The organism is Herpetosiphon sp. NSE202 (assembly GCF_042688385.1).
Classification (GTDB): Bacteria; Chloroflexota; Chloroflexia; order Chloroflexales; family Herpetosiphonaceae; genus Herpetosiphon.
This window is the reverse complement of the sequence record NZ_JBHUPY010000031.1, coordinates 1-22,132: the sequence shown is the minus strand read 5'-3', so window position 1 is coordinate 22,132 and position 22,132 is coordinate 1. Positions and strand designations below refer to the sequence as shown.

Sequence of the window (22,132 nt, the reverse complement as noted above, 5' to 3'; positions counted from 1 at the left end):
GGTTTGCACCATCCAGTATACCAACCTGAGGTCGTTCTGTATCCCCTGTTTACGCGTCCCTGTCCGCCCTTAAACGTTGGACGGGAGAGGGGTTGGGGTGAGGGAATCTTACCAACCTACCCCCTCACCCCCCAGCCCCCTCTCCCGCCCGCGAGGCGAGGGGGAGCATCCGTTTTTGCTGACGAATTGCTGATGAACCATAGAGTTAAAGCCCCTCGCCTGTTGGACGGGAGAGGGGGCTGGGGTGAGGGGATCGAGCGCATCGCTAAACGAAAAAGCCCCTCGCCCGTTGGACGGGAGAGGGGTTGGGGTGAGGGAACAAAAATCTATGCTCCAATTAAATCTTCGACGATTTTGGCGCTTGATAGCACACCGGGCAAGCCTGCGCCTGGGTGCGTGCCAGCACCGACAAAATAGAGATTGGGAATTTCTTCCGAGCGGTTGTGCGGGCGGAACCATGCCGATTGGGTCAGAATTGGCTCGACCGAGAAGGCACTACCTTGGTAACTGTTCAGGGTTTCGGCAAAGTGCAAGGGTGTAATCATATGCTCGCTCACAATATGCTTGGATAAATTGGGCAAATAGCGTTCTTCCAAAAAGTTCATAATCCGGTCGCGATAGGGCTTAGCTGCCTGCCGCCAATCGGTGCCCGATCCAAGGTGCGGCACTGGCGAGAGCACATAAAACGCTTCGCAACCTTCTGGAGCTAACGATGGATCGGTCAAAGTTGGCATGTGCAAATACAGCGAGAAATCATCAGCTAGCTGCTTTTTAGTAAAAATATCATCAAGCAATGGCTGGTAGCGTGGCCCCAAAATAATGTCGTGATGGGCAAGTTTTGGCCCATCTTGGCCGCGATATTGCCGATCGGTGCCAAAATAAATCACCACGAGCGACATTGAATAGCGCATGCGGGCCAATTTGCGGTCGGTGTATTTTTTGCGCAGGCTGCTCGGCAAGAGGTTTTGGTAGGCCCAAGCAACTTCGCTATTACACACCACCGCATCGGCTTTGATTTCGCTGCCATCGCGTAGGCGCACACCGGTGGCTTTGCCGTTGTAGGTGGTAATTTCGGCTACATCGCGATTAAGTTCGAGTTTGCCGCCCAAATCTTCGAATAATTTGACCAAGGCCTGCACTAAGGCCCCAGTGCCGCCTTTGGCAAACCACACGCCCCATTTGCGTTCGAGGAAGTTGATTAAGGTGTAGATGCTGGTGGTTTGGAAGGGATTGCCACCGACCAGCAGCGGGTGAAAGCTCAGCACTTGGCGCAAACGTTCATCTTGCACAAATTTGGAAACAAAGCCATAAACCGTGCGATACGATTCAAGTTTGACCATATCGGGCACAATTTTGAGCATATCGGTTAATTTCAAAAATGGCTGATCGGCTAATTCGGTGAAGCCTTTGTTGAAAATCTGCTCGGCGCGGCGCACAAATTCCAAATAGCCATCAACATCGTCTGGATTCCATTCGCGAATTTGGCGCACCATGCTTGGCAAATCGTCGGAATAATCAAAATGGCTTTGATCGTGGAAAAAGATGCGGTAAAACGGCGAAACTGGCATCATCGTGACATAATCTTCGGTTTTGCGGCCGGCCAAGGTAAATAAATCGTCGATCATAAATGGCGCGGTGATAACTGTTGGCCCGCCATCGAATTTAAAACCATCTTGTTCGTAGACATAAGCGCGACCGCCTGGTTTATCGCGTTTCTCGACAATCGTTACCTCGTGGCCTTTGGCCTGTAACCGAATAGCTGCGCCCAAACCGCCAAACCCACTACCAATCACAACAATTCGCATGGAAATATTCCTCAAACAACCAAAAAAACGGTATCATGCACGCTAATAAGCGCATTCTATGCCATGCTACGCGGATACTCGTGCGCTGGATGGTTGTGGAGGCCATGAAAGGGGAATTTTTGTGCTTGATCTTGAACAAATTGATGATGTAGGAACGTTACTCAGCGCTGGACGCGAGGCTGCTCAGCGCGGCGATAAAACTGCTGCCCGCAATGCGTTGCGCAAAGCCAATCGAATTGCACCTAATGATGTTAATGTGTTGCTTGCCTTGGCCGAAGTGGTCGGCACATTTAACGAGCGGCGTTTATTGCTTGAACAAGCCCTGAAGCTAGAACCAGAGAATATTGCGGCTCAAGGTGCTTTGGCGGCACTCAAAAGTGGCGCGGCCAATCCGCATCCAGCGGTGAATGTGCCGCCGATCGATCCAACGCCGTTGATGGCTCCAACCAGCGAAACGCTGTATTGCTATCGCCACCCAACGATCGAAACCGGCTTGCGCTGTATTCAATGTGCGCGGCCAATTTGCTCGAAATGCAGCGAACGCACGCCAGTTGGCTTTATTTGCCCTGAATGTCGTAAAGAGCGCCGTTCGCCAATTTACCAAGTTGAGCCGCTTGATGCAGTGAAGGCTGGGGCGATTAGCCTTGTGATTGGTGGAATTGGAGCCTATATTTGTAGCTTTTTCCCGCTGTTTCTCTTCTTTTTTATGGGCGCTGTGATTGGCGAAACAATTATGCGGGTGATCGATTGGGCCACGCGGAAACGGGGCTTAGTGATGCAGATTGCTGGGGCTGGGGCCTTTGCACTAGGGGCGATTCTGGCGGCTTTTTTTGCAGTTGGTTTCAATATTGGGTTAATTATTTTCTTGGTGATTGGGGTCAGCACACTCGTGGCGCGTTTGCGTTAGGGAAACCATTTTTGATTGAGCTTGGCGATCCAGCCCTCGGCGTGGAGTTGGCCAAGCTCGCGGTTAATTTGATTGTGCAATTCGTAGGCGGTGATTGGCATCGCCAGCACAAATGGCTCGTAGCTGAGGCTGGCAAGGGTGCGCGTTTGCTGGCGATTATTGGTTTCTAAGGCCGTTAAATTGCTGACAATCGCACCATCAGCAAAGCCACGCACCACTTGATCGGCGGCGGCGATTTCGGTATAGGGGCTGTTGGCGATACGTTGGGGGTTGAACAATTGGCGGGCAAGGCTCTCGCCTGGCGAGCCAAGTTGCACCGCAATCAAGCCGCTTAATTGGCTTTGTTGGGTGATGGGATTGGTGTTACTGACCAATAATTGTTGGCCGCCATCGAGGTAGGCTTGGCTATAACGGGCGCGCCAAGCCTCGGCGGGATTTTGAATAATGCCCGCTGCAATCAGATCAACTTGATTGGGGTTGGCCGGATCAATCGCCGGAAACAAGCCATCATAGCCAATTTGCCGCCACTCAACCTCTAAATCGAGCCGCCGCGCCAATTCTTCGACAAGATCAACATCGTAGCCGATTGGCGTTTGGCCATCCAATTGGGCAAATGGTAGAAAGCCAAAATCGGTGCCAACCACCAAAACGCCACGCGCCTTGGCGCGCTGCCACACCGGATCATCAGCGCCGCCTTGGCTGCGGGTTGCTAGCCAAGCATAGCCCAACAGAATGCAAATTGCCAGAATATCGAACAAACGGCGCATGCGAAACCTACTCGCTAGTGGCGGCACTCAACGGCACATCTTGATCAACTAAGCCTACGATTTCCATTAATTTGAGCGCGTTGGTGCTTGGCGCTAAGCCAGCCCGCAATTGATAATCGAAGGTCATGGTTGGGCCGTTCTCGTCGCGCTCAAAGTGCTCGGTGAGATACCACGGCTGGCTGATGGCGGCAATATCGGGAGCGGTTGCCAGCGATAAATCGTGGGTTGAAACCGCGCCAATTGCGCCCAAGCCAATCAAGCGGGCAATAATATGGCGCGCCGCAACGGTTCGCTCGCGAGTGTTGGTGCCATGTAAAATTTCATCCAACAAAAACAAGGCTTTTTGGCCATCTGCCCGAGCTTGCTCAACTTCATTCAAGACCATTTTGAGCCGCAGCAATTCAGCCATATAGTACGAAACACCTTGTTCAAGCGAGTCGTTGATGCGCATGCTGGTGGCCAAGCGCAGCACTGGAAGTTGCAAATTGCTGGCACAGACGACGCTGCCAGTTTGGGCTAGCACAATATTCAGGCCGATGGCGCGCATCAAGGTGCTTTTGCCCGCCATATTCGAGCCAGTGATTAAAAATAGCGTGCCTGCTGGCCCGATGCTCAAATCGTTGGCAACGGCTTTATCGGGGCGCAACAAGGGATGGGCCATGCCAGTTGCGATAACCTGATCAGGGCCATGGATTTGGGCTTGGCTCCAGTTTGGATGGTCGGCCTGCAAGGTGGCGAGTGCCGCCAAGGATTCAACCTCGCCCAAGGTTGTGAGCCAGTTGCGAGCTTGGCCACGCACGTCGCGTTGCCAGCGTTCCAACAACCAGCCAATGTGAATATTCCACAGGCTAAAGCCTTGCAGCACAATATAAAAATAGCTAAATCGCTGATCGGCGAGGCTCAGCAAGCGACTTAAACGGGCCATTTGCTGATCGGCACGCACGCCGTTGGCAGTTAATTGGCTTTGCGCTTGGTGCAACAATGCTGCCTGAAATTGTGGCTCGTTGATGGCCCGAAACAGCGCGCCGAAGCCAGCAAAGCCTTTGCGCCGCGCACTCACCGCCATAATCACCTGATTGGCCCACAAGCCTAAGCCATTGCTCACGATGATGTTGAAAATAAATAAAATTAACCAGTAGGGCACATTCGTCCAGCCCGCCAAATAGGCGACCAAGCCAGCAATTGGCCCAATTGGCAACAAACGAGCAAGCCAAACCACCCACATACGGCTGAGTACACGTGCTGGCTGTTCTGTCCAAAGCAAAAATTGCTCAAAATCTTGGCGTTCGGCGCTGACATGGTGCGCCGCGACGTGTAATTCTTCGCGAAATTGCACGTTTTGGGCTAGCTCAGCAATCGCCTGTTGGCGAGCCTTAATCGTGGTTGGTTGCGCAGGAGCCAAAAGCCAAGTTAGCAGCGTATCCAAGCCCAAGGCGGTGGGCAGATGGCCAAGCAAGTGCAGCAACGAAGCCCGCCCAACCAAATCTAAATCGTTGGCGTAGGAATCGGCGGGAATTTCCAGGCTTGGCAGGCGCAAAGGCAAATTGGTCCAATCGCGCTCTAAGCGTAGCACCCCAAATTGATTTAATTGATACAGCGCTTCAGTGCGTTGGCGTTGTTCTTCAACTGCATTATGCTGAATCAACATCCAAACAAAGCCAACCAACAATGCTGCCGCTACGCCAAACCACCACGGAGCGTTGGCAAAGCCAAAAATCACGGCAAAGAGGGCAGCACCAAATAAGAGCAAGCGCAGATTGGCAAAGCGATCGGAGCGTTGGCGGAGTTGGGTTAATGCTGCTTGATAGCTAGCGCTGCGTTGGCGATAGATTTCGATTGGGGTGGCCTGAGTTGAGCTTGACATGTATCTTCCTGCGGCATTCAATCGCGGATAATGTCAGTCATCATACCATATTGGGGATCGGTTGATGGGGATTGGGGATCGGGTTTTGATCCACTAAGGACATGAAGCGCACGAAGGGGAGAAACCACGAAGCGCACGAAGGCCGCGAAGGCTGTTTTTAGCCACGAATTGTCCGAACTACACGAATAATCGAGCTTCATCATTCATAATTCATCCTTCATAATTTGATGGCTCTGCGCCGCTGCGTTAAGGTATTGATCCACGAAGGGGAGAAACCGCGAAGCACACGAAGAACGCGAAGAATGGCTATAGGCTACAGGCTGTTGACTTTTGTTTTCATCCTTCATCATTCATTTTGGCCATGGCCTTGGCAAGACCTTCAATCGAACCAGCAAACGTGATAGCAAGGTATTGCGATATTGCAAGGGAATGACGCTGAGTGGCAAGCTTGCGCCCGTTCGTTGATCATACGCTGCGCTTGGGCGAAGGAGTGGTCGTGAACTTGGCCCAATGCGTATCCATTCGGTCAGAGGTGCTTCAATAGCGCCATGAGGGTGTTCAATGATAACCATGATTTGGTCGAGATTAGGGTTTCGTTGCTGCATCTTTATAAGCTCCAAAATCGTTCCGAAAGCCAATAGTCATTGATTCTCTGCGCCGCTGCGTTAAGGTATTGATCCACGAAGGGGAGAAACCGCGAAGCACACGAAGAGCGCGAAGAATGGTGTACTGGTACATCAGGTTAACCACCGCCTGATCCCCTCACCCCAACCCCTCTCCCGTGGCGCGGGCGAGGGGCTTTAACGCCGTGGTTCTACCACACAGCGTGGTGAAAATGGGTGCTCCCCCTCGCCCGCGTTTTCGTGGGAGAGGGGGCTGGGGGGTGAGGGGACACGATTGCCAAGCCAATGAATCATTCTACATAGCCCATAGCCATGCTTCCTCTCAATATATTAGCTAGCTAGATTATTATGAGATCGTGCGCACAAAACTCACTAGCTGGCGTATAGTAAAGCATCTCGGTACGTTGTAGTAGGAGGAAGTTCGTGTTGGCAAGTAAACATTTTCGAACCCTAATTAGCTTAAGCCTGATCACAATGGGATTAATGGCGAGCACCTTGTTGACGGCTGTGGCTCAGCAACCTCCCAGCACGGCCCCAATTAATGGTACGTGGGATAGTTCGCTGGGTACGAGTTTTCACCAGTTTGGTAGCATCAACTCGTTGAGCCTTGATGCTGACAACAATTTGTATGTTGCTGGCAATTTCAATTATATCAACCAAACCGAAGTTAATGGCTTGGCGCGTTGGGATGGCACAAACTGGAACGGTTATGGGCTTAGGGCATACGAGAATGGCAAAATTCGCAATGTTTTAAGTTTTGATGATACCCTTTTTGCGATTGGCAGCTTTAGTGAATTGCAGAATGCACGCAATAATATTGCTCGCTGGGATGGCACAAGGTTTCAACCAATTGGCATTGGTCTGAGCGGTCATCTCACCCGTGATCCAATCGAAACCTATGCTGTGACGCTGGCGAGCTTTAATGATACCTTGTTTGTGGGCGGCGATTTTACCCATCTTGATGTTCAGCCTGCCTATGGAATTGGCCAGTGGAATGGATCTGTGATCGCCCAGCCTGTTCGTTTTGAGTGGGCGGTTGATAGTTTCGCCTCAAATGGCACCGACTTCATTGCTGGTGGCGGTTTTAGTCAAGTTGGCAAGGTTTCAGCTCATTTAGCGCGCTTGGTTAATAATCAATGGGAGCCATTTGATGTAGGTCTTGGCAATAACTTCATTAAGGTATTTGACACTCAAAATATAATTTATTTATCAGCCAACAACGGTAGAGATCAGTCGCAGCTTTATCGTTTGGAAGGTACAACTGCGATTACTATTGGGAATCAACTTAATTCGACGATTGATAATCTGGTTAGTATCGGCTCTGATTTGTATATTCAAAACCGTGGTCAATTATTAAAATTGACGAATAATCAATGGCAAGCGCCAAATTTGCCATTTACGATTAATCGATTAACTGCACTTACTGCCAATGATTCTACGCTTTACCTTGGTGGTGAATTTGAATTAAATGGCAATCCGAGCCAAATTATTGCCTGGAATGGTACGCAAACGCAAAGTTTAGCAAACTTGTTTGTTATTGATGATAAAAGCATGGTGAGTGGTGATGCTGGCCGACCGATTGTTATCAGTCATAAAGTAGATCGCCCCGATTCCTCGATTCGGCGTTGGAATGGCACGAGTTGGCAAACCCTTGCAACGACCTTTGATTGGATGAAGCTGCATCGGATTAACAATCAGTTGTTCAGCTTTTTCTATGAGCCACAAGCATTTATTCAAGGCCAGCCAGCTAGTAAAGTTTGGCGCTTTGATAGTGCTGCCTTGACCCCGATTGCGGTTGATCTGCCCAGTATGTCTGGTTGGTATCAATCAGGCTCACAGATATTTACCTATCTCGCCGAGCCACGAGCCACCCTTCCCATCACGGGAATTTATGAATTCGATGGCTCAAGCTTGCAGTATCGGATACAACCAACCCGGTTTGATTACTTTAGCGAAGTGGTTTTCTTCAATAATAGGTTCTACGCAATCAAACTGATGCCTGATTTGTATGAAGACTATATGGAAATTCTGCGTTGGAATGGCCGATCGTGGCAAACAATTAAATTTATGTCGATACCACAGGCTGGCTATCAATTTTTGCTTTGGAATCAGCGCTTGTTGATGGCAGGCACGAATGGTAAGTTGTATGAAATTAGTCCCGCTGGCGATATGAACCAGATCGCCGCTGCCAATGGTGGGATTTATGCCATGACTGGTCTTGATAATGGCCCACTCTACCTTGGCGGCGCTTTCAGCGCAATTGATGGAGTGGCAACTGGGGTAATCGCTCGCTTTGATGGCACGGATTTCTGTGGTTTAGTCAGCCCGCCCAATGGCATTGTAACTTCGCTTAGTGTTGATCGCAATTACTTGTACGTTGGCGGCAATTTCACCAAAGTTGGCTCAATGCCATCGTTGGGTGTGGCCGTCTTTTCTGAAATCAAAAACATTTATGTGCCGATAGCAAATCGCTAGATCGTGTTGCTGCGCCCCTCGTCCGCATTGTGTGGGCGAGGGGCTTTAGTTTTAAGCATCTGGCAGCGGCGCTAGAATTGGCAAATGTTCGCTCAGTGCTTGCCATGCTGGCTCAACATGCTCAGCCTCAAGCACAATTCCGGTGCCGCCGCGCCGATTCAGCGCTGGAATCGCCGTATTTGCCTGATCTGCAGGTACACGCCAAACGACCTCGGCAATGCCTTCATAGCTCAAAGGATCAAGCTGCTCTCGCCAATTGCAGTTAATCCACCAGCGCGGCGTAACTTGCAGCCAATCTGGCTCTGCTTGCCAACGCCGATAGACCGCAATCCGGTCGAGGTAGCCAATGCTGTGTGGCCAGCGTTGCTGAAGTTGCCGTAATGCGTTGGGCGCAAGCGGCTGATCGAGCACAATATCCCAGTGAATGCTCAGGTTGGCTTGAGCAATCGGCCAACAAAATGCTTCAAGCACTGCCAAATCGCTCTGTTTGGCCACAACCACGACATGGCTCGCAACCTGCTGCGCATAGGTTTGGCCTTGCGCTTGCCATTGTTCCAAGTTTAATTCAGCCCGACAATCTAAAACGATCGTGCGAATTGGTTGATCGATGACGCGAATTGCTTGCTCGCAGGTTTGTAGCCAAACGTCGCTTGGTGGTTGGGGCATGCCTTCAATGGCCAACGGATCAAGCCCTGCTTGTTCGCGCAAATCCCAGCGCAAGGCACGGAGTTGTTGGTAGTTGAGCCAATTGTTGGCCAAAATATAGTAGGGTGGCCGTAGTTGAAATTGCATGCCAAAGCGTTCAGCTTCGTTGCGCACGCCGGTGCCCGGCAGCACTTGCAAGGTGAAAATATCGTAATCGCCAAGTTGCTGTTGCTGAATCCATTCAATTGTGGCGTGGGTGCTGGCGGCATCATCTTCGGGCAAGCCCAAAATCACATCGAGCAACACAGCTACGTCATGTTGATACAAACGGCGCGTGCCCTCGGCCCATTTGTCTAGGTCGGTGCGGCGGCCAACTGCTTGCAAGGCAGTGCGATTGGCACTTTGCAAGCCAACTTCGGCTACGGTTAGGCCTGCTTGAACCATGGCCTCAACACTTTCGGGCTTCAGATGCTCGCCACGTAATTCAGCATAAATTGGGGTTGGCTCGGGCTGATTGATCGTATGCAGGCCGCGCATCAATTCGCGAAAATTGGGCAATAAATTAAGATTCGCCTCGACAAAGTGAATTGCGCGTGCGCCACGCTGCCGTGCCCACGCCACTTCGGCCAAAACCCGCTCGCTGCCAAACATGCGTCCGCCCAGTTTTGTGCCCAAATTGCGCCCATACAAACAAAATGTACAGCTATAGGGACACCAGCGCGAGCATTCGATAAAGGCAATTTCGCCAGCCCGCAGCTCCAAAAAGCCCAACAAATAGGGCGATGGAATCGGATCGAGGCTGCCCATTGCTGGGCGCGGCAAGCCAGCATGCAATTGGCCAGCCTGATATTGCAATGTGCCAGCAACCAAGGGATACGGCAACGCAACCTGATTGTGCATCGGCAAGCTAATTTGCTGTTGCTGCTGTTCGAGCGCCAGCAACAATTCGCTAAACGTTTGCTCGCCCTCGCCCTCCACCGCAATATCAATCGCTGAATGCTCCAAAACCCAAGCATTATTGCGCTGTACTTCAGGGCCGCCAACGACCACAATTAAGCGTGGCAACGCTTTCTTGAGTAGGCTTGCAAGCTGCAACGAGCGTTCGCTATTCCATGTGTATAGCGAAATGCCTAACACATGTGGATTTTGGGCGCTGATCCAATCGCAAATTAAGCCATCGCCGCCGCGATCAGCAATATCGCGCGGCACAATTTCAATTTGCATGCGCTCAAGCAAGCCTTGCTGATAGGCCCATGCTTTGAGGTAGCCCGCTGCCAGCGGCACATTCGCCGCCGGATTGCTCGGCACCGGAAGTTGGAGAAGAACGATTTTTAGCATGCGATTGATTTCTATGTTAAACGCAGAGCCGCAGAGAAGCCGTTATTATGGCTATGTTCTTGCTCTATGTTCTTTGTTCTTGCTAATTCACTGCCCAACGCGAGCCATCATCATACTTGGTGATTTCGATTTGAACTGGGAATTGATCCTTCAATTCTTGAATGTGGGTGATCACCAAAATCCGATTGAAATCTGCTTGAACTTGGGTAATTGCTTCGACCAAGCGCTCGCGCCCGCGACCGTCTTGCGAGCCAAAACCTTCGTCGATAATCAAGGTTTGCAAATTTGCGCCCGCGCGGCGAGCCAACATTTTGCTCATGGCAATCCGAATGGCAAAATTGATGCGGAAGGCCTCGCCACCGCTATACAAATCGTAGCGGCGTGTGCCTTGTTCGTCGGCAATTTGAATATCGAGGGTTTCGCTGGTATCGCCTTTTTTGGTTTCGCGTTGGGTTTCAAAGCGCAAGTGCATTTGATTGTCGGTCATGCGGCTGAGCAATTCGTTGGCTTCGCGCTCAAGCTCGGGAATCGCGGTTTCGATTAGCATTGCTTGAATGCCTTTTTTGCCAAACGCTTTGACCAATTCGCTGTGAATATCACGTTGCTCTTGCACCGTGAGCAATTCTTTTTCAGCGTCGGCCAATTGCTCGGCGACTTGGGCCACATGTTGGACGTTTTGCTGGGCAGCACCCAAATCTTTTTGGGCAACTGCCAAACGGCCGCGAAACTCGTTGATTGTGCGTTGGGCATTTTCGGCGGCTTGCACGGCGGCTGGCAATTGAGCCAACTCTTTGTTGAGTTGCTGAATGCTGACTTGAACTTGGGCCAGATCTTGGCGTTGGCGCTCGATCAATTCGGCCAAACGCTGGGCTTGGCGTTGGTTATTGGCCAAATTAGTTTGGGCCGAACGCAGTTGATGATATTCGCCTTCCCAATGGCCAAGGCTAGCAACAGCTTCACGCACTTCTTGATGGCGTTGTTTGGCATAGCCCAAATCGGCCATTTGCTGGTAAATTGCTGCTGCTTGCTCTTGGGCAGCTTGGGCAAATTGGCGGCTATCAAGCTGAACTTGCAAGCTCAAAATGATTTCATTCAAGGCGGCATTGTGGGTTTCTGCGGCCTGAATTCGCTCAAGTTGCTCTTGCAGCACGGCAGCTTTGGCCTCGATTGAGCCACGTTGGGCCAAACGCTGCTCAAGTTGGGCAATTAATTGATTGTTGGCTTGGCGTTGCGCATCAAGCTCTTTTTGATCAAGCCCTAGTTCGCTGATTTCTGCTTGGGCTTGGGCCAAGGCAGTGCGTTCTTCGTGGGCAAAATCGCCATGTTCGATGCGTTGATTCAAATCGCGCAGGGTGCTTTCGGCCTCGCTGCGTTTGTTGCGCTGCTCTTGGGCTTCGCTAAGTTGGCCTTCCAAGCGACCAACTGTGGCCGCCAAGGTGCTGAGTTGGGCAACCTTGCGCTCGAGGCCTTGAATTTCGCGTTGACGCGCTTCGTATTCGTTACTCAGTTGCTTGCGAGCTTGCTTGGCCTCACGATATTGATCGCGCATATCGTCGCGTTCAACCGTGTATTGCTCGATCACCTGCTGAATGCCATGGTGACCAATGTCGCTCTGGCAGAGTGGGCAATGCGTATCGTGGGTGGCTTGCAGCTGCACGATTTTATCGTTAATTTGCTTGCCTAATTGCTCCAAATTGCTTTCTTGGGCCGAAAGTTCGCCAAGTTGTTTGGCATCCTGTTGGTCGCGGCTGCGCATTTCTTGCAGTTTGCGTTCATCGCGAATCAGGGCTTTTTGTTGGGCAATCGAGGTTTCAAATTCGCTGCGCCAGCGCGATTCGTTGGCCAAAAAGTTGTCGGCCTCGATAATCCGCCGATTTTGCTCCTCGCGGGCGGCAATGAGCGAATCGCCGCGCACGTTGATTAAGCCCTGCAAGCGTTGAACTTCAACGTGCAATTGGGTTAAATTGGTGCTTTGTTGTTCAAGTTCGCTGCGTTGGCTGCGCGTTTGTTGCAACTGGTCTTGATCATCGGCGAAGCTGGCCAATTGGTCGGCGAGGGCAGCCAAATCTGCTTTTTTGCTCGGTTTGCCACCAATTAATTCGGCGTTGATTTGCTGATCGCGCTGGTGTTGTTGCAATTGATGTTGCAATGCCGATTCTTCGCGATCAACTAAGGCCAGTTGGGCTTTGTATTGATCGTTGAGAATGACGATTTGTTCGCGCAATTGATCAAGCAGCCCGAGATCGTCGCGGGCAGTTTTTAGGGCTTGAAAATTGGTTTCAATTTCGCTTTGGCGCTCAACGATGGCTTGGGCCACGCCAATATCTTGGGCAAGTTGGCGATAATCTGCATCGCTTTCAGCAATTTGGCGTTCAAGGTCGCGGCTGCGGCCAAGCTCGCGGTCGCGTTCAGCTTTGCGAGTTTCCAAGGCGCGGCGTTGCTGATCTGCTTGCTCAAAAATGGTGCTGGCTTGCTCAATTTCTTGGCCAAGTTGCTGCACGCGCTGTTGGGCTTCGGCCTCTTGGCTGAGGTAAAAATCACGCTTGTTGACCCATTCGCGATAGCTGGTGATCGTACCTTCGAGGCCTTGGGCACGATCGCTAAAATAGCGCACTTGCTCTTTGGCGCGAGCTTCTAGCTTGTCATAATCATCTAGGCCTAGAATTTCGGCCAGCACTCGTTTGCGTTCAGCAGGTGCTTTGCGGGTAAACTCATCGGCTTTGCCTTGCACCAAGAAAGCGCTATTGATGAAGGTATCGTATTCCATGCGCAACACATCGTGAATCACCTCTTGGGTTTCGCGAATGCTATTGCCAGAAATTGCCCGCCAGCCGCCATTGGTTTCGATTTGCACTTCGAGGATAGTTTGGCCGCGTTTGGCTGATGAACGGCGGCGCAGCACACGATAGCGATTATTTGCAACACTAAATTGCAAATCAACTTCCATCTCTTGAGCGCCAAGCGCAATCAACTCGTCGTCGGATGAGACGCGGGCTTTGCCCCACAAGGCCCAGGTAATTGCATCGAGCAAGGCCGATTTGCCTGCGCCATTCTCGCCCGACAAACATGCAACGTGAATTCCCTCTAAATCGAGGGTTGGAACATCGTCGCGATAACACATAAAATTACGAACACGCAGCTTCTCTGGCAACATCCGGCGTACTCCTACCCAAGCGTACAAATTTGCTAGTTTCTATTATAGCCTGAATTGCGAATTTTCCTATGTTCCTTGATAATGAGCACAATAATTCTCAGAGGAGGCTCTTTCGATGCAAACAACTCCATCGGGCTTACGCTACGAAGAACAGGTTGTCGGAACCGGCGCACAACCTAAAGCGGGCCAAACGGTGATTGTTCACTATACAGGGACACTAACCAATGGAACCAAATTCGATAGCTCGGTTGATCGTGGTGAGCCATTTGAATTCATTTTGGGCGTTGGCCAAGTGATCAAAGGCTGGGATGAAGGCTTAGCGACGATGAATGTTGGTGGTAAGCGCAAATTGTACATTCCAGGCGATTTGGCCTACGGCGAGCGTGGCTACCCTGGAGTGATTCCACCAAATGCAGAATTAATCTTCGATGTGGAGTTGATCGGGGTTCGTTAATCAGCAGCAGGCCAGCGCTCAACGTGTTTGAACGCTGGCCTTTATTGTTTAATCTTTGAGTGCCGTAACTGCGCCGAGGGCTGCTTCGTGCACATATTGGTCGCTATCTAAAACGGCGGTTCGTAGCGCGGCCAATACATCAGCGGTTGCCGCAGTTTGGCCCATGGCAGCAAGGGCATTGGCTGCTGCCTCGCGGGCGTAGGGGTCAGCATCCTGCAACACCGTAATCAGGCTATCCAAAATGCTGGGCGTGACCATCGCACTGCCCAATTGACCCAACACTAAACATGCCGCCGAGCGCACAAAACTATCATCATGAAACAACGCAGTGGTAAGCACTTCGCGGCTCAAGCCATCGATCAATTGATTGCGCAAACTGCCAATTGAACGCGCCGCAGCGTAGCGCGCCCCCAAATCGCGATCATACAAGGCCACATGAAAGAGCCGTTCGCGCAGATGGCTTGCAAGCGGGCTTTGGGCGCGGCCAAGTTGGCGTGCTCCCGCAGCACGAACCATCGCCACCCGATCGCTTAAAGCTTGTTCAATTAATTGCCAATCGCTGCCAGTGTAATGGCCGCGCCGCGTGTGTAGCGAGCGCACGGTGCTGTAGCGGGTTTGCCATGGCACTTCGTTGAGCGCGTGGCGCAATTCAGTTAATTCGCCATTGCGCCGATATGGCTCAATCTCGTCGCTTAAACTTTGGCGCAACCATTGAGCTTCAGGATCATCGAGGGTGTGCAGCAGATGTTCAATCACATCGAGTTTAAGCAGAATTTGCTCAATCACCAAGCGCAAACTCGGCGAATGTTCAAACTCGCTCCAAAGCAGTTGTTGGCTATAGCGCAGGGTGCTGGCGTTGTGAATTAAAAAGTTGGTGCCAGTAGTTTGGGTAATCGTTGCCAAGGTAACGACTGCGCGCAAAGGCTGATTGCTGAAAGCCTGAAAAAACGGCTCAAGCACCAAACTGCTCAGATAATAGGTTAAGCGTTCAGTGCCATAAATGCCCATTTCGGTTTGCGGGGCGCGTACAAAGCGGCGCAGGCGTTGCAAAATATCGGCGCGCCACATTTCTAGGTCAAACATTGATTGCTCCTTCACTCGACTCGATTCTCTCGTGAATCCAAGTTGTAATTGCGTTTAGCGGAAAACTCTCCATTGGCAAGGTCAGATGGCTGTGTTCAGGCATCAGTTGTAATGTTACGTCAGGAATGGTCGCGAGGTTGCTCAAAACTGCCTGATAGGGCGCAATGCGGTCGCGCTGGCCGTAGACCAACAAGATTGGCGCACGAATTCGGCTGAGCGAATCGTTCAGATTCAGGGTTGGAAAAAGCTGGTTAAAGCCAATTGCGATCCGCATTGGCGGCGCTTGCCATTGCTGCCACAGCTGAAACAAAGTCATACGGTCGGGGTATTGCCAGAATGAGGGGCGCAAGAAAGCGCGTATTTCGCTGCGAATATAATGATTGCTCTCGAGATCAAGCACAACTGGCGAGCCAATAATGACTAAACCATCAACCGCAACTCCATCGGCAATAGCGCGCGAGCCAATACAACCGCCCAAGCTTACCGCAACCACAACCACCTTTTGGGCATGTTGGCGCAGCCAAGCGACTCCTGCAGCAACATCGGTGTTGCTATCAGGCACGTCTAAGGTTCGTGGGTTTTCGCCTTGGCCAGCGAGATCGATTGCTAACACACTAAACCCAGCCTGTTGCAATTGGTCGATGGCGCGGGTGGCGTAGCGGGTTTTATCGTTGCCAGCACCGTGTAAATAGAGAATTGCAGTATTGGTGTGCGATTTGGCATACCATAAACCAGGCACATGCTGACCAGAATCGAGCATAATTTTGATTGGCTCGCAGCTGCTTGAGCCAGCAGCAAAATTGCGCAGCGGGTTATGCCACAAACTGCGCAGCGAGGCCAAACCTAATTGCATTGGCACTGCCAACCAAAAACTTAGCCAGCGCCAACGCCCGCCGCGCCAGCCCCAAACTGCCAGCAATGCGCCAAGAACGCCGTCGTTGCGGCGGTGGGCTAGCCAGCCAAGGTTGGGCGCATTCGCAATTGCACTCAGCAAATTGAAGATACCCAGCCAGCCAAGCAGCCCGTGCCCAAATTTAATTAATGCTCGACCAAATCGCAACACTGAAACCACGCTCCTATATCTTGTTGAACTGGCTGGCGATGCCGCCATTCATTGGTTTTGTTGGAATATTGATAATCGTTAGCCCAATTATCGCTGTTGCGTACAACCTGATCAAGTGCATCAATTAAATAATCTGCTTCCTGATCGGTCGTCGTTGGATGAATGGATAAGCGCACCCAACCAGGTTTGCCCGATAAATCGCCTTGATCAATCCGATCGGTGATCCGTTTGGAACGCTGGGGATCGACGTGCAACAGATAATGGCCATAGGTTCCAGCGCATGAACATCCGCCGCGCACTTGAACCCCAAAACGATCATTGAGTAGCTGTACAACCAAGTTGTAGTGCAGGTTTTCGATATAGAACGAAAAGATCCCCTGCCGTTGTTCCACATGATCGGCGAGAATGTGCAAGCGCTGGATCGAACGCAAACCTTGGAATAAACGCTGGGTCAGTTGAGCCTCGCGAGCTTCGATTTGCTCAACGCCCATTGTTTGCTTGAGTTGCAAGGCGAGCGCAGCCTTGATAGTTTGCAAAAATGCTGGAGTTCCGCCATCCTCGCGGGCCTCAATATCGCTGATGAAGCTATGGCCCATCCATGGGTTCGTCCAATTGACCGTGCCGCCGCCTGGCTGGTCGGGCACGCGATTGTGGTAGAGCTTGCTGCTGAAAACCAACACGCCTGGCGTGGCTGGGCCGCCCAAACATTTATGTGGCGAGAAATAAATTGCATCAAGCGCCGCTGCTTGGTCAGTTGGGTGCATATCAATTGCAACATAGGGTGCAGAAGCAGAAAAATCGACGAAGCAAACCCCGCCGTGCGCGTGCATTACTTTGGCCAATTCGTGGTAGGGCGTGCGAATGCCAGTAACATTCGAGCAGGCGGTGAAGGCACCGATTTTAACGCTGCGTTCGGCGTAGGCTGGCAGCAAGGCATCCAAATTAGCATGATCGATCAAACCTTGCTCATCGGGCGGCACAACCACAACCTCGGCGATGGTTTCGAGCCACGACGTATGGTTGGAATGGTGCTCCATATGCGAGATAAAGACGACAGGCCGCTCATGTTTGGCGAATTTAATCTGCTCGGCCCATTGCTCGGGCATGCGCAAACCCAAAATGCGCTGAAACTTGTTGACCACAGCAGTCATGCCAGAGCCAGCCAAAATCAACACATCATCGCTGGCGGCGTTGACATGCTGCTTGATCAAGCGTTGGGCAAAATGGTAGGCTTCGGTCATCGAGGTGCCAGTAACATTTGATTCGGAGTGGGTATTGCCGACGAATGGCCCAAAAACCTGCAACATTTGCTGCTCAATTGGGGCGTATAAACGCCCGCTGGCCGTCCAATCTGCATAAACTATTGGCAGCAAGCCATAAGGTGTCATAAAATGCTGATCGATCCCAACAATCTGACGGCGAAAAGCTGCAAAGTGGCTCACAAGCTCGTGCATACACGCTCCTTAGTCGCAGCGTTGCGACCAGCGATGGTTGTTTGCCGAATAGCTGATTATAGACTGCGAATGCTGCTAGCCACAAGAGGGCTATGCTATAATCGGGCCTATGATTTGGATTTGGCTGCTAAGTGGTGTCGTTGTTCTGCTCGGGTTGCTGTATTGGCTGATTATTATTGGCGAAGGCAGCTATTTTGGGCGTGGGGTCGTGCGTTGGATTTACAGTCGCGGTGCATTGATTTATGATCGGGTGCGTAGCAATGTTACAATCCACGACGAGGTGCATCTTGGCGGGCCGTTGCGCGTCGCCTTGATGGCCTTGCCCCAAGCGGCGACGCTTGATGTTGGCACTGGAACTGGGCGCGTGCCCTTATTGATTGCCCGTGAAACTTGGTTTGCTGGAGCGATTCATGGGCTTGATCTGACGGCAGCGATGTTGGCGCAAGCCAAACACAAAGCCCAACAAGCTGGCTTTGATGCACGCATCCAATGGCACGAAGGCAGCGGCGATCAATTACAACGCTGGCCTGATCAAAGCTTTGGCGTGGTAACATGTTTAGAGGCTTTGGAATATTTTCCCCGTCCACGGCGGGCAATCGCTGAAATGTGGCGGGTTTTACAACCAGAAGGTACATTAATCATCAGCACTTGGACACCGCGGCATGCCCGTTGGTTGCCAGGCAAAGCTTGGACAGCCCAACAATTGCAGCAATTATTACAACATTTTGGCTGCTGCGATTGTGAAATTCGGCCTTGGCAAGCTGATGCTTATGAGTTAGTTATTGCGGTCAAACCGTAGCCCTTGGCGTAGTGTCGAGATCTGCTCGGCGTTGCAAGGTGAATGTAATATATGACGCAACCTGCTGCTCCTTCAACACCATTACTCCACAACCGCTATCGCGTTCAAGCCCGTTTGGGCGAGAATCGCTTGGCATTGGTGTTTCGGGCAACCGACGAACGGCTGAGTCGTTCAGTTTTAGTCCATCTGCTGCGCCCCGATTTGTTAGAAAACGCTCAATTACGCAAGCGCTTTAATGATGAGGCTCAAGGCCTTGCCAAACGCACCCATCCTGGCTTGCTCGATGTCTATGATAATGGCGAGGTTGGTAATCGACCCTATATGATTACCGAGGATGTCGATGGCGAATTGTTGCGCGATCGCTTGCCGTTATCTGCCGAGCGAGCGCTGGAAGTGCTGCGCCAAGTGGTTGGGGCGGTTTCGATTACGATTACCACCCAAACACCTACGCCACCGATTGGCTCGCGCGCGATTTTGCTTACCAGCACCGATCGGGCGGTGCTAATCGAACCTTGGTGGCTGAGCAATGAAGAATTACGGGCTGATATGCAGGCCTATCGTGCGCCAGAACGCTTGAATGGTGGCGCGCCTGATGAGCGTTCGGTGGTCTATAGCCTTGGCTTGTTGGGCTACGAATTATTGACCGGCATCACGCCTGACCCAACGAATAAAGATTTGCCATCGATCTATCAACAGGTCAATGGTTTTGTGCCATCATTGGTAGCAGCGCTGCACGTGGCAACTGCCAAAGATCCCAATCAACGCACAGCAACGGTGGCGGCCTTGGCCCGTGATTTAGCGGCGGTGGATTCTGCTGCTGATGCGCCGACCAAGCAATTGGTGCGGCCATTGCCTGCGCTGCGCGACACAATGCGCGATATGCGCCAAAATTTGACCCAACGCCGAACCCAACCAACGCCCACGCCACCGCCCCGCCAAGCCCCATCGGCCAGCGCTGCCCCAAATTGGAATGTTGCGCCGCCTAAGCCGATGATGCCGCCGCGCCAAGCCCCGCCACCAATGCAGCAACAAGCGGTGCAACAGCCACCAGCTCAATATTATGCGCCGCAACCAGCTCCGCCAGTGCAACAAGGGATTAGCCGCGAAGAATTGCGTAGTGAATTGCGCAGCGAAATTCGGCGTGAAACCTATCGCCGTGGTTGTTTGAATTTCATCTGGCGACGAGCATTTGGCCTCACATTAATCACCTTATTAGTGGTTGGCTGTGTTTGGGGCTTTACCTTTGGCCGCAATTGGCTGCTGAGCGGAGCCGCCAAAACTTGGGCTTGTGGCTATATTCCAGGCTGGGCCTGTAACTTGCTGCCTGGCACCCAAACCGAAACCTATGTGATCATTCAAGATAACACGCCAGTGTATACCAACCAAGATCGTAATAGCGCCTTGGTAGTGACCTTGCCGCGTAACACCGAAGTGATCATTCGCGATCCGGCAACCAATTTGACCAGCAATGGTTGGGCAAAAATCGAAATTAACGATTATCAAGGCCGCCGAATTACTGGCTGGATTGATAGCCTGAATATGGGCAAGCCGCAACCGACAGTGAAGCCAGATGAGCCAGATCTGCCAACGGTAGCTGGCGAGTTGATTTTCAAGACCTCGCAAGAAAGCAACGTACGTTCGACCGCCGAATATAAAAATGATGGTAGCAACATCATCATGTCAATTCCGGCCAATACCCGTGTCGTTGCGCCCGATCCAAATGCAATTGTGACCCAAGGTGGCATTGTCTGGATCAATATTGTGTTTGAAAAAGATGGTCAAGCGATGACCGGTTGGATTTCGCGTGATCTTTTGCAGCAGGAGGAAACCCCTTGAGCGTGTTCGATTTGCCAGACGTTTTGTTGCAACGCTTACGCAATGCCCAATCAATTACTGTGCTGACTGGTGGCGGCTTGGCTCAAGAATGTGGGATTCCCAGTTTTCGCGAGGCCCAGCAACGTGAAGAACGTTGGGCTGGCTACGAGCCGCAGGAATTGGCAACGGTTGAAGCATTCTTGCGCAATCCACGCTTAGTTTGGGAATGGTTCGCCTATCGTCGGGGCTTGGCCGAGGCTGCTGAACCAAGTGCAGCACATTATGCCTTGGTTGATTTAGAGCAACTTGTGCCCAAATTTAAACTGATTACCCAAGCCACCGATGGCCTACATTGGCGGGCTGGCAGCCGTGAGTTGATCGAATTGCATGGCAATTTGGCGCGGATGCGCTCCTACGAAGATGGCGGCATGGTCGATTCGTGGGATGAAAACGAAATTCCGCCGCGCTGCCCACGAACTGGTGGCTATTTACGTCCCGATGTGGTTTTGTATGGCGAGGGTGTGCCGCGCGAACGCTTGCGCGAAGCCGATCAAGCGACGGTTTGCGATGTGTTTCTGTGTATTGGCACCGAGTCGGTGGTCCAGCCAGCTGCATCATTACCCTTGCATGCCAAACGTAATGGGGCAACGGTGATTGAAATTAATCGCCAGCCCTCGACCTTTGGCTTTTTTACCGATCACACCTTGCATGGCACGCTCTCTGAGCTGTTGCCCCAATTGGTTGCAGTTTTCGAATAAGCAGATTAAGAGAGGAGTTGGTTATGGCCAAATTTCCCGAAGAAATTTTGCAGCGTTTACGCCAAGCAGAACGAATCGCAATTTTAACTGGCGCTGGAATCTCAGCGGAGAGTGGAATTCCAACCTTCCGTGATGCCCAAACTGGCTTTTGGTCGCGCATGAAGCCCGAAGATTTGGCTACACCCGAAGCCTTTGAGCGTAATCCCAAGCTGGTTTGGGATTGGTATGGCTATCGGCGGGAACTGGTTGCCCAAGCTAGCCCAAATGCTGGTCATTATGCCCTAGTAAAAATGGCCGAGCATGTGCCACAGTTGACCTTGATAACCCAAAATGTTGATAGTTTGCATCAACGAGCTGGCTCGACCAATGTTTTGGAGCTTCATGGCAACATTGGCCGTGTCAAATGCTCCAAAGAGCATGTGGTGATCGAAGAATCGGCCTGGTTGCCAGCCGACGAAATTGGTGTGCCACGCTGTCCGCGCTGCCGTGCCTTATTGCGGCCTGATATTGTCTGGTTTGGCGAAGTTTTGCCGACCAAAACCTTTAATCATGCCAAAGCTGCCTGTATTCAAGCAGATGTTGTGTTTTCGATTGGCACATCAGGCTTAGTACCGCCAGCAGCCATGTTGCCAGTTACCGCAATTGAGCATGGAGCCTATGGCATCGAAGTCAACACCGATCAGACCTATCTTTCCGATACCTTTGAATGTTGCTTGCGCGGTGCGAGCGGCATCATCCTGCCAGCCTTAGTCAAAGCAGCGTGGCCGTTGTAGAAGGATGAGGGATGAAGGATGAAGTCAGAAGTCAATAGCCCACAGCCAATAGCCCACAGCCAATAGCCCACAGCCAATAGCCCACAGCCAATAGCCAATAGCCCCATCTTCGTGTTTCTTCGCGCGCTTCGTGGTTCCCTGTTTCGTGTTCCTTCGTGGATCGGGTTCGTGGCATTTGACAACGCTGCCCATCTGCGGTAGAATCCTTTGGCTGTCAACGAATGGCTTCAAAACGAGTCACGACACCAACAACTGAGACCTTCCCCCACGGACACACAATTTGACAAAGATTGGTGGCTGTGGTAGAATTCTCAGGCTGTTGACCGACAGCACGATGTTTGCTCAACATCACACA

General features: G+C 51.6%; 14 protein-coding genes and 1 pseudogene. 7 read left to right on the top strand and 8 right to left on the bottom strand.

The genetic code is table 11. From position 1 onward, the window contains the following. Positions 1-326 precede the first annotated feature (326 nt). Positions 327-1,805 carry a phytoene desaturase gene (locus ACFMKP_RS24720; protein ID WP_382296513.1) on the bottom strand — a complete coding sequence of 493 codons (1,479 nt, stop codon included), beginning with the start codon at positions 1,803-1,805 and terminating at the stop codon, positions 327-329. Between the two features lie 121 nt (positions 1,806-1,926). Between ACFMKP_RS24720 and ACFMKP_RS24715 the strand changes: the two genes are divergently transcribed. Continuing rightward, complete coding sequence (locus ACFMKP_RS24715) at positions 1,927-2,712, top strand: tetratricopeptide repeat protein (protein WP_382296510.1); 786 nt, start codon at positions 1,927-1,929, stop codon at positions 2,710-2,712. Here ACFMKP_RS24715 and ACFMKP_RS24710 read toward each other — a convergent pair. Together ACFMKP_RS24710 and ACFMKP_RS24705 are read right to left on the bottom strand one after the other, a co-directional pair. After that, positions 2,709-3,479, bottom strand: a complete 771-nt coding sequence (locus ACFMKP_RS24710; protein ID WP_382296507.1) for an ABC transporter substrate-binding protein — start codon at positions 3,477-3,479, stop codon at positions 2,709-2,711. The two genes, ACFMKP_RS24715 and ACFMKP_RS24710, sit on opposite strands and share 4 nt — an antisense overlap. A 7-nt stretch (positions 3,480-3,486) precedes the next feature. Next, complete coding sequence (locus ACFMKP_RS24705; protein ID WP_382296504.1) at positions 3,487-5,343, bottom strand: hypothetical protein; 1,857 nt, start codon at positions 5,341-5,343, stop codon at positions 3,487-3,489. Between the two features lie 1,046 nt (positions 5,344-6,389). Here ACFMKP_RS24705 and ACFMKP_RS24700 point away from each other — a divergent pair. Next, complete coding sequence (locus ACFMKP_RS24700; protein WP_382296501.1) at positions 6,390-8,441, top strand: hypothetical protein; 2,052 nt, start codon at positions 6,390-6,392, stop codon at positions 8,439-8,441. Between the two features lie 51 nt (positions 8,442-8,492). Here the strand turns inward: ACFMKP_RS24700 and ACFMKP_RS24695 are convergent, their stop codons facing one another. Continuing rightward, complete coding sequence (locus tag ACFMKP_RS24695; protein ID WP_382296498.1) at positions 8,493-10,424, bottom strand: radical SAM protein; 1,932 nt, start codon at positions 10,422-10,424, stop codon at positions 8,493-8,495. 82 nt (positions 10,425-10,506) lie between these two features. After that, the gene (locus ACFMKP_RS24690) at positions 10,507-13,578 is read right to left on the bottom strand and encodes an AAA family ATPase (RefSeq protein WP_382296496.1); all 3,072 of its coding nucleotides are present in this window, start codon (positions 13,576-13,578) and stop codon (positions 10,507-10,509) included. Positions 13,579-13,699: 121 nt separating this feature from the next. On the opposite strand from ACFMKP_RS24690, the pseudogene ACFMKP_RS24685 reads away from it, so the two are divergent. Next, positions 13,700-14,032: pseudogene (locus tag ACFMKP_RS24685) on the top strand (FKBP-type peptidyl-prolyl cis-trans isomerase); the annotation flags it as partial. A gap of 48 nt (positions 14,033-14,080) precedes the next feature. Here ACFMKP_RS24685 and ACFMKP_RS24680 read toward each other — a convergent pair. From ACFMKP_RS24680 to ACFMKP_RS24670, 3 genes are read right to left on the bottom strand one after another with little or no spacing between them, the layout of a single operon-like run. Next, positions 14,081-15,115, bottom strand: coding sequence for a HEAT repeat domain-containing protein (locus tag ACFMKP_RS24680; RefSeq protein WP_382296493.1), 1,035 nt, complete (start codon positions 15,113-15,115; stop codon positions 14,081-14,083). Continuing rightward, the gene (locus ACFMKP_RS24675) at positions 15,108-16,178 is read right to left on the bottom strand and encodes an alpha/beta hydrolase (RefSeq protein WP_382296490.1); all 1,071 of its coding nucleotides are present in this window, start codon (positions 16,176-16,178) and stop codon (positions 15,108-15,110) included. Before ACFMKP_RS24675 ends, ACFMKP_RS24680 begins: the two co-directional genes overlap by 8 nt. Beyond that, positions 16,154-17,632: an aminotransferase class V-fold PLP-dependent enzyme gene (locus tag ACFMKP_RS24670; RefSeq protein WP_382296488.1), complete on the bottom strand. Its 1,479-nt coding sequence runs from the start codon at positions 17,630-17,632 to the stop codon at positions 16,154-16,156. Before ACFMKP_RS24670 ends, ACFMKP_RS24675 begins: the two co-directional genes overlap by 25 nt. Before the next feature lie 109 nt (positions 17,633-17,741). Between ACFMKP_RS24670 and ACFMKP_RS24665 the strand changes: the two genes are divergently transcribed. Genes ACFMKP_RS24665 through ACFMKP_RS24650 form a run of 4 tightly spaced genes read left to right on the top strand, consistent with a single transcriptional unit; the run spans position 17,742 to position 21,777 of the window. Further along, complete coding sequence (locus tag ACFMKP_RS24665) at positions 17,742-18,431, top strand: class I SAM-dependent methyltransferase (protein ID WP_382296486.1); 690 nt, start codon at positions 17,742-17,744, stop codon at positions 18,429-18,431. Positions 18,432-18,482: 51 nt separating this feature from the next. Continuing rightward, the gene (locus ACFMKP_RS24660) at positions 18,483-20,267 is read left to right on the top strand and encodes a hypothetical protein (protein WP_382296484.1); all 1,785 of its coding nucleotides are present in this window, start codon (positions 18,483-18,485) and stop codon (positions 20,265-20,267) included. Positions 20,268-20,269: 2 nt separating this feature from the next. Continuing rightward, the gene (locus tag ACFMKP_RS24655) at positions 20,270-21,004 is read left to right on the top strand and encodes a Sir2 family NAD-dependent protein deacetylase (RefSeq protein ID WP_204757449.1); all 735 of its coding nucleotides are present in this window, start codon (positions 20,270-20,272) and stop codon (positions 21,002-21,004) included. 23 nt (positions 21,005-21,027) lie between these two features. Then, positions 21,028-21,777, top strand: coding sequence for an NAD-dependent deacetylase (locus ACFMKP_RS24650; protein WP_382296481.1), 750 nt, complete (start codon positions 21,028-21,030; stop codon positions 21,775-21,777). Positions 21,778-22,132 lie beyond the last annotated feature (355 nt).

Bases quoted from the DNA above. Each gene is read 5' to 3' on its own strand.
- ACFMKP_RS24695 (WP_382296498.1), bottom strand. From the start codon at position 10,424: ATGCTAAAAATCGTTCTTCTCCAACTTCCGGTGCCGAGCAATCCGGCG.
- ACFMKP_RS24665 (WP_382296486.1), top strand. From the start codon at position 17,742: ATGATTTGGATTTGGCTGCTAAGTGGTGTCGTTGTTCTGCTCGGGTTG.
- ACFMKP_RS24670 (WP_382296488.1), bottom strand. From the start codon at position 17,632: ATGCACGAGCTTGTGAGCCACTTTGCAGCTTTTCGCCGTCAGATTGTT.
- ACFMKP_RS24720 (WP_382296513.1), bottom strand. From the start codon at position 1,805: ATGCGAATTGTTGTGATTGGTAGTGGGTTTGGCGGTTTGGGCGCAGCT.
- ACFMKP_RS24680 (WP_382296493.1), bottom strand. From the start codon at position 15,115: ATGTTTGACCTAGAAATGTGGCGCGCCGATATTTTGCAACGCCTGCGC.
- ACFMKP_RS24705 (WP_382296504.1), bottom strand. From the start codon at position 5,343: ATGTCAAGCTCAACTCAGGCCACCCCAATCGAAATCTATCGCCAACGC.
- ACFMKP_RS24710 (WP_382296507.1), bottom strand. From the start codon at position 3,479: ATGCGCCGTTTGTTCGATATTCTGGCAATTTGCATTCTGTTGGGCTAT.
- ACFMKP_RS24660 (WP_382296484.1), top strand. From the start codon at position 18,483: ATGACGCAACCTGCTGCTCCTTCAACACCATTACTCCACAACCGCTAT.
- ACFMKP_RS24650 (WP_382296481.1), top strand. From the start codon at position 21,028: ATGGCCAAATTTCCCGAAGAAATTTTGCAGCGTTTACGCCAAGCAGAA.
- ACFMKP_RS24690 (WP_382296496.1), bottom strand. From the start codon at position 13,578: ATGTTGCCAGAGAAGCTGCGTGTTCGTAATTTTATGTGTTATCGCGAC.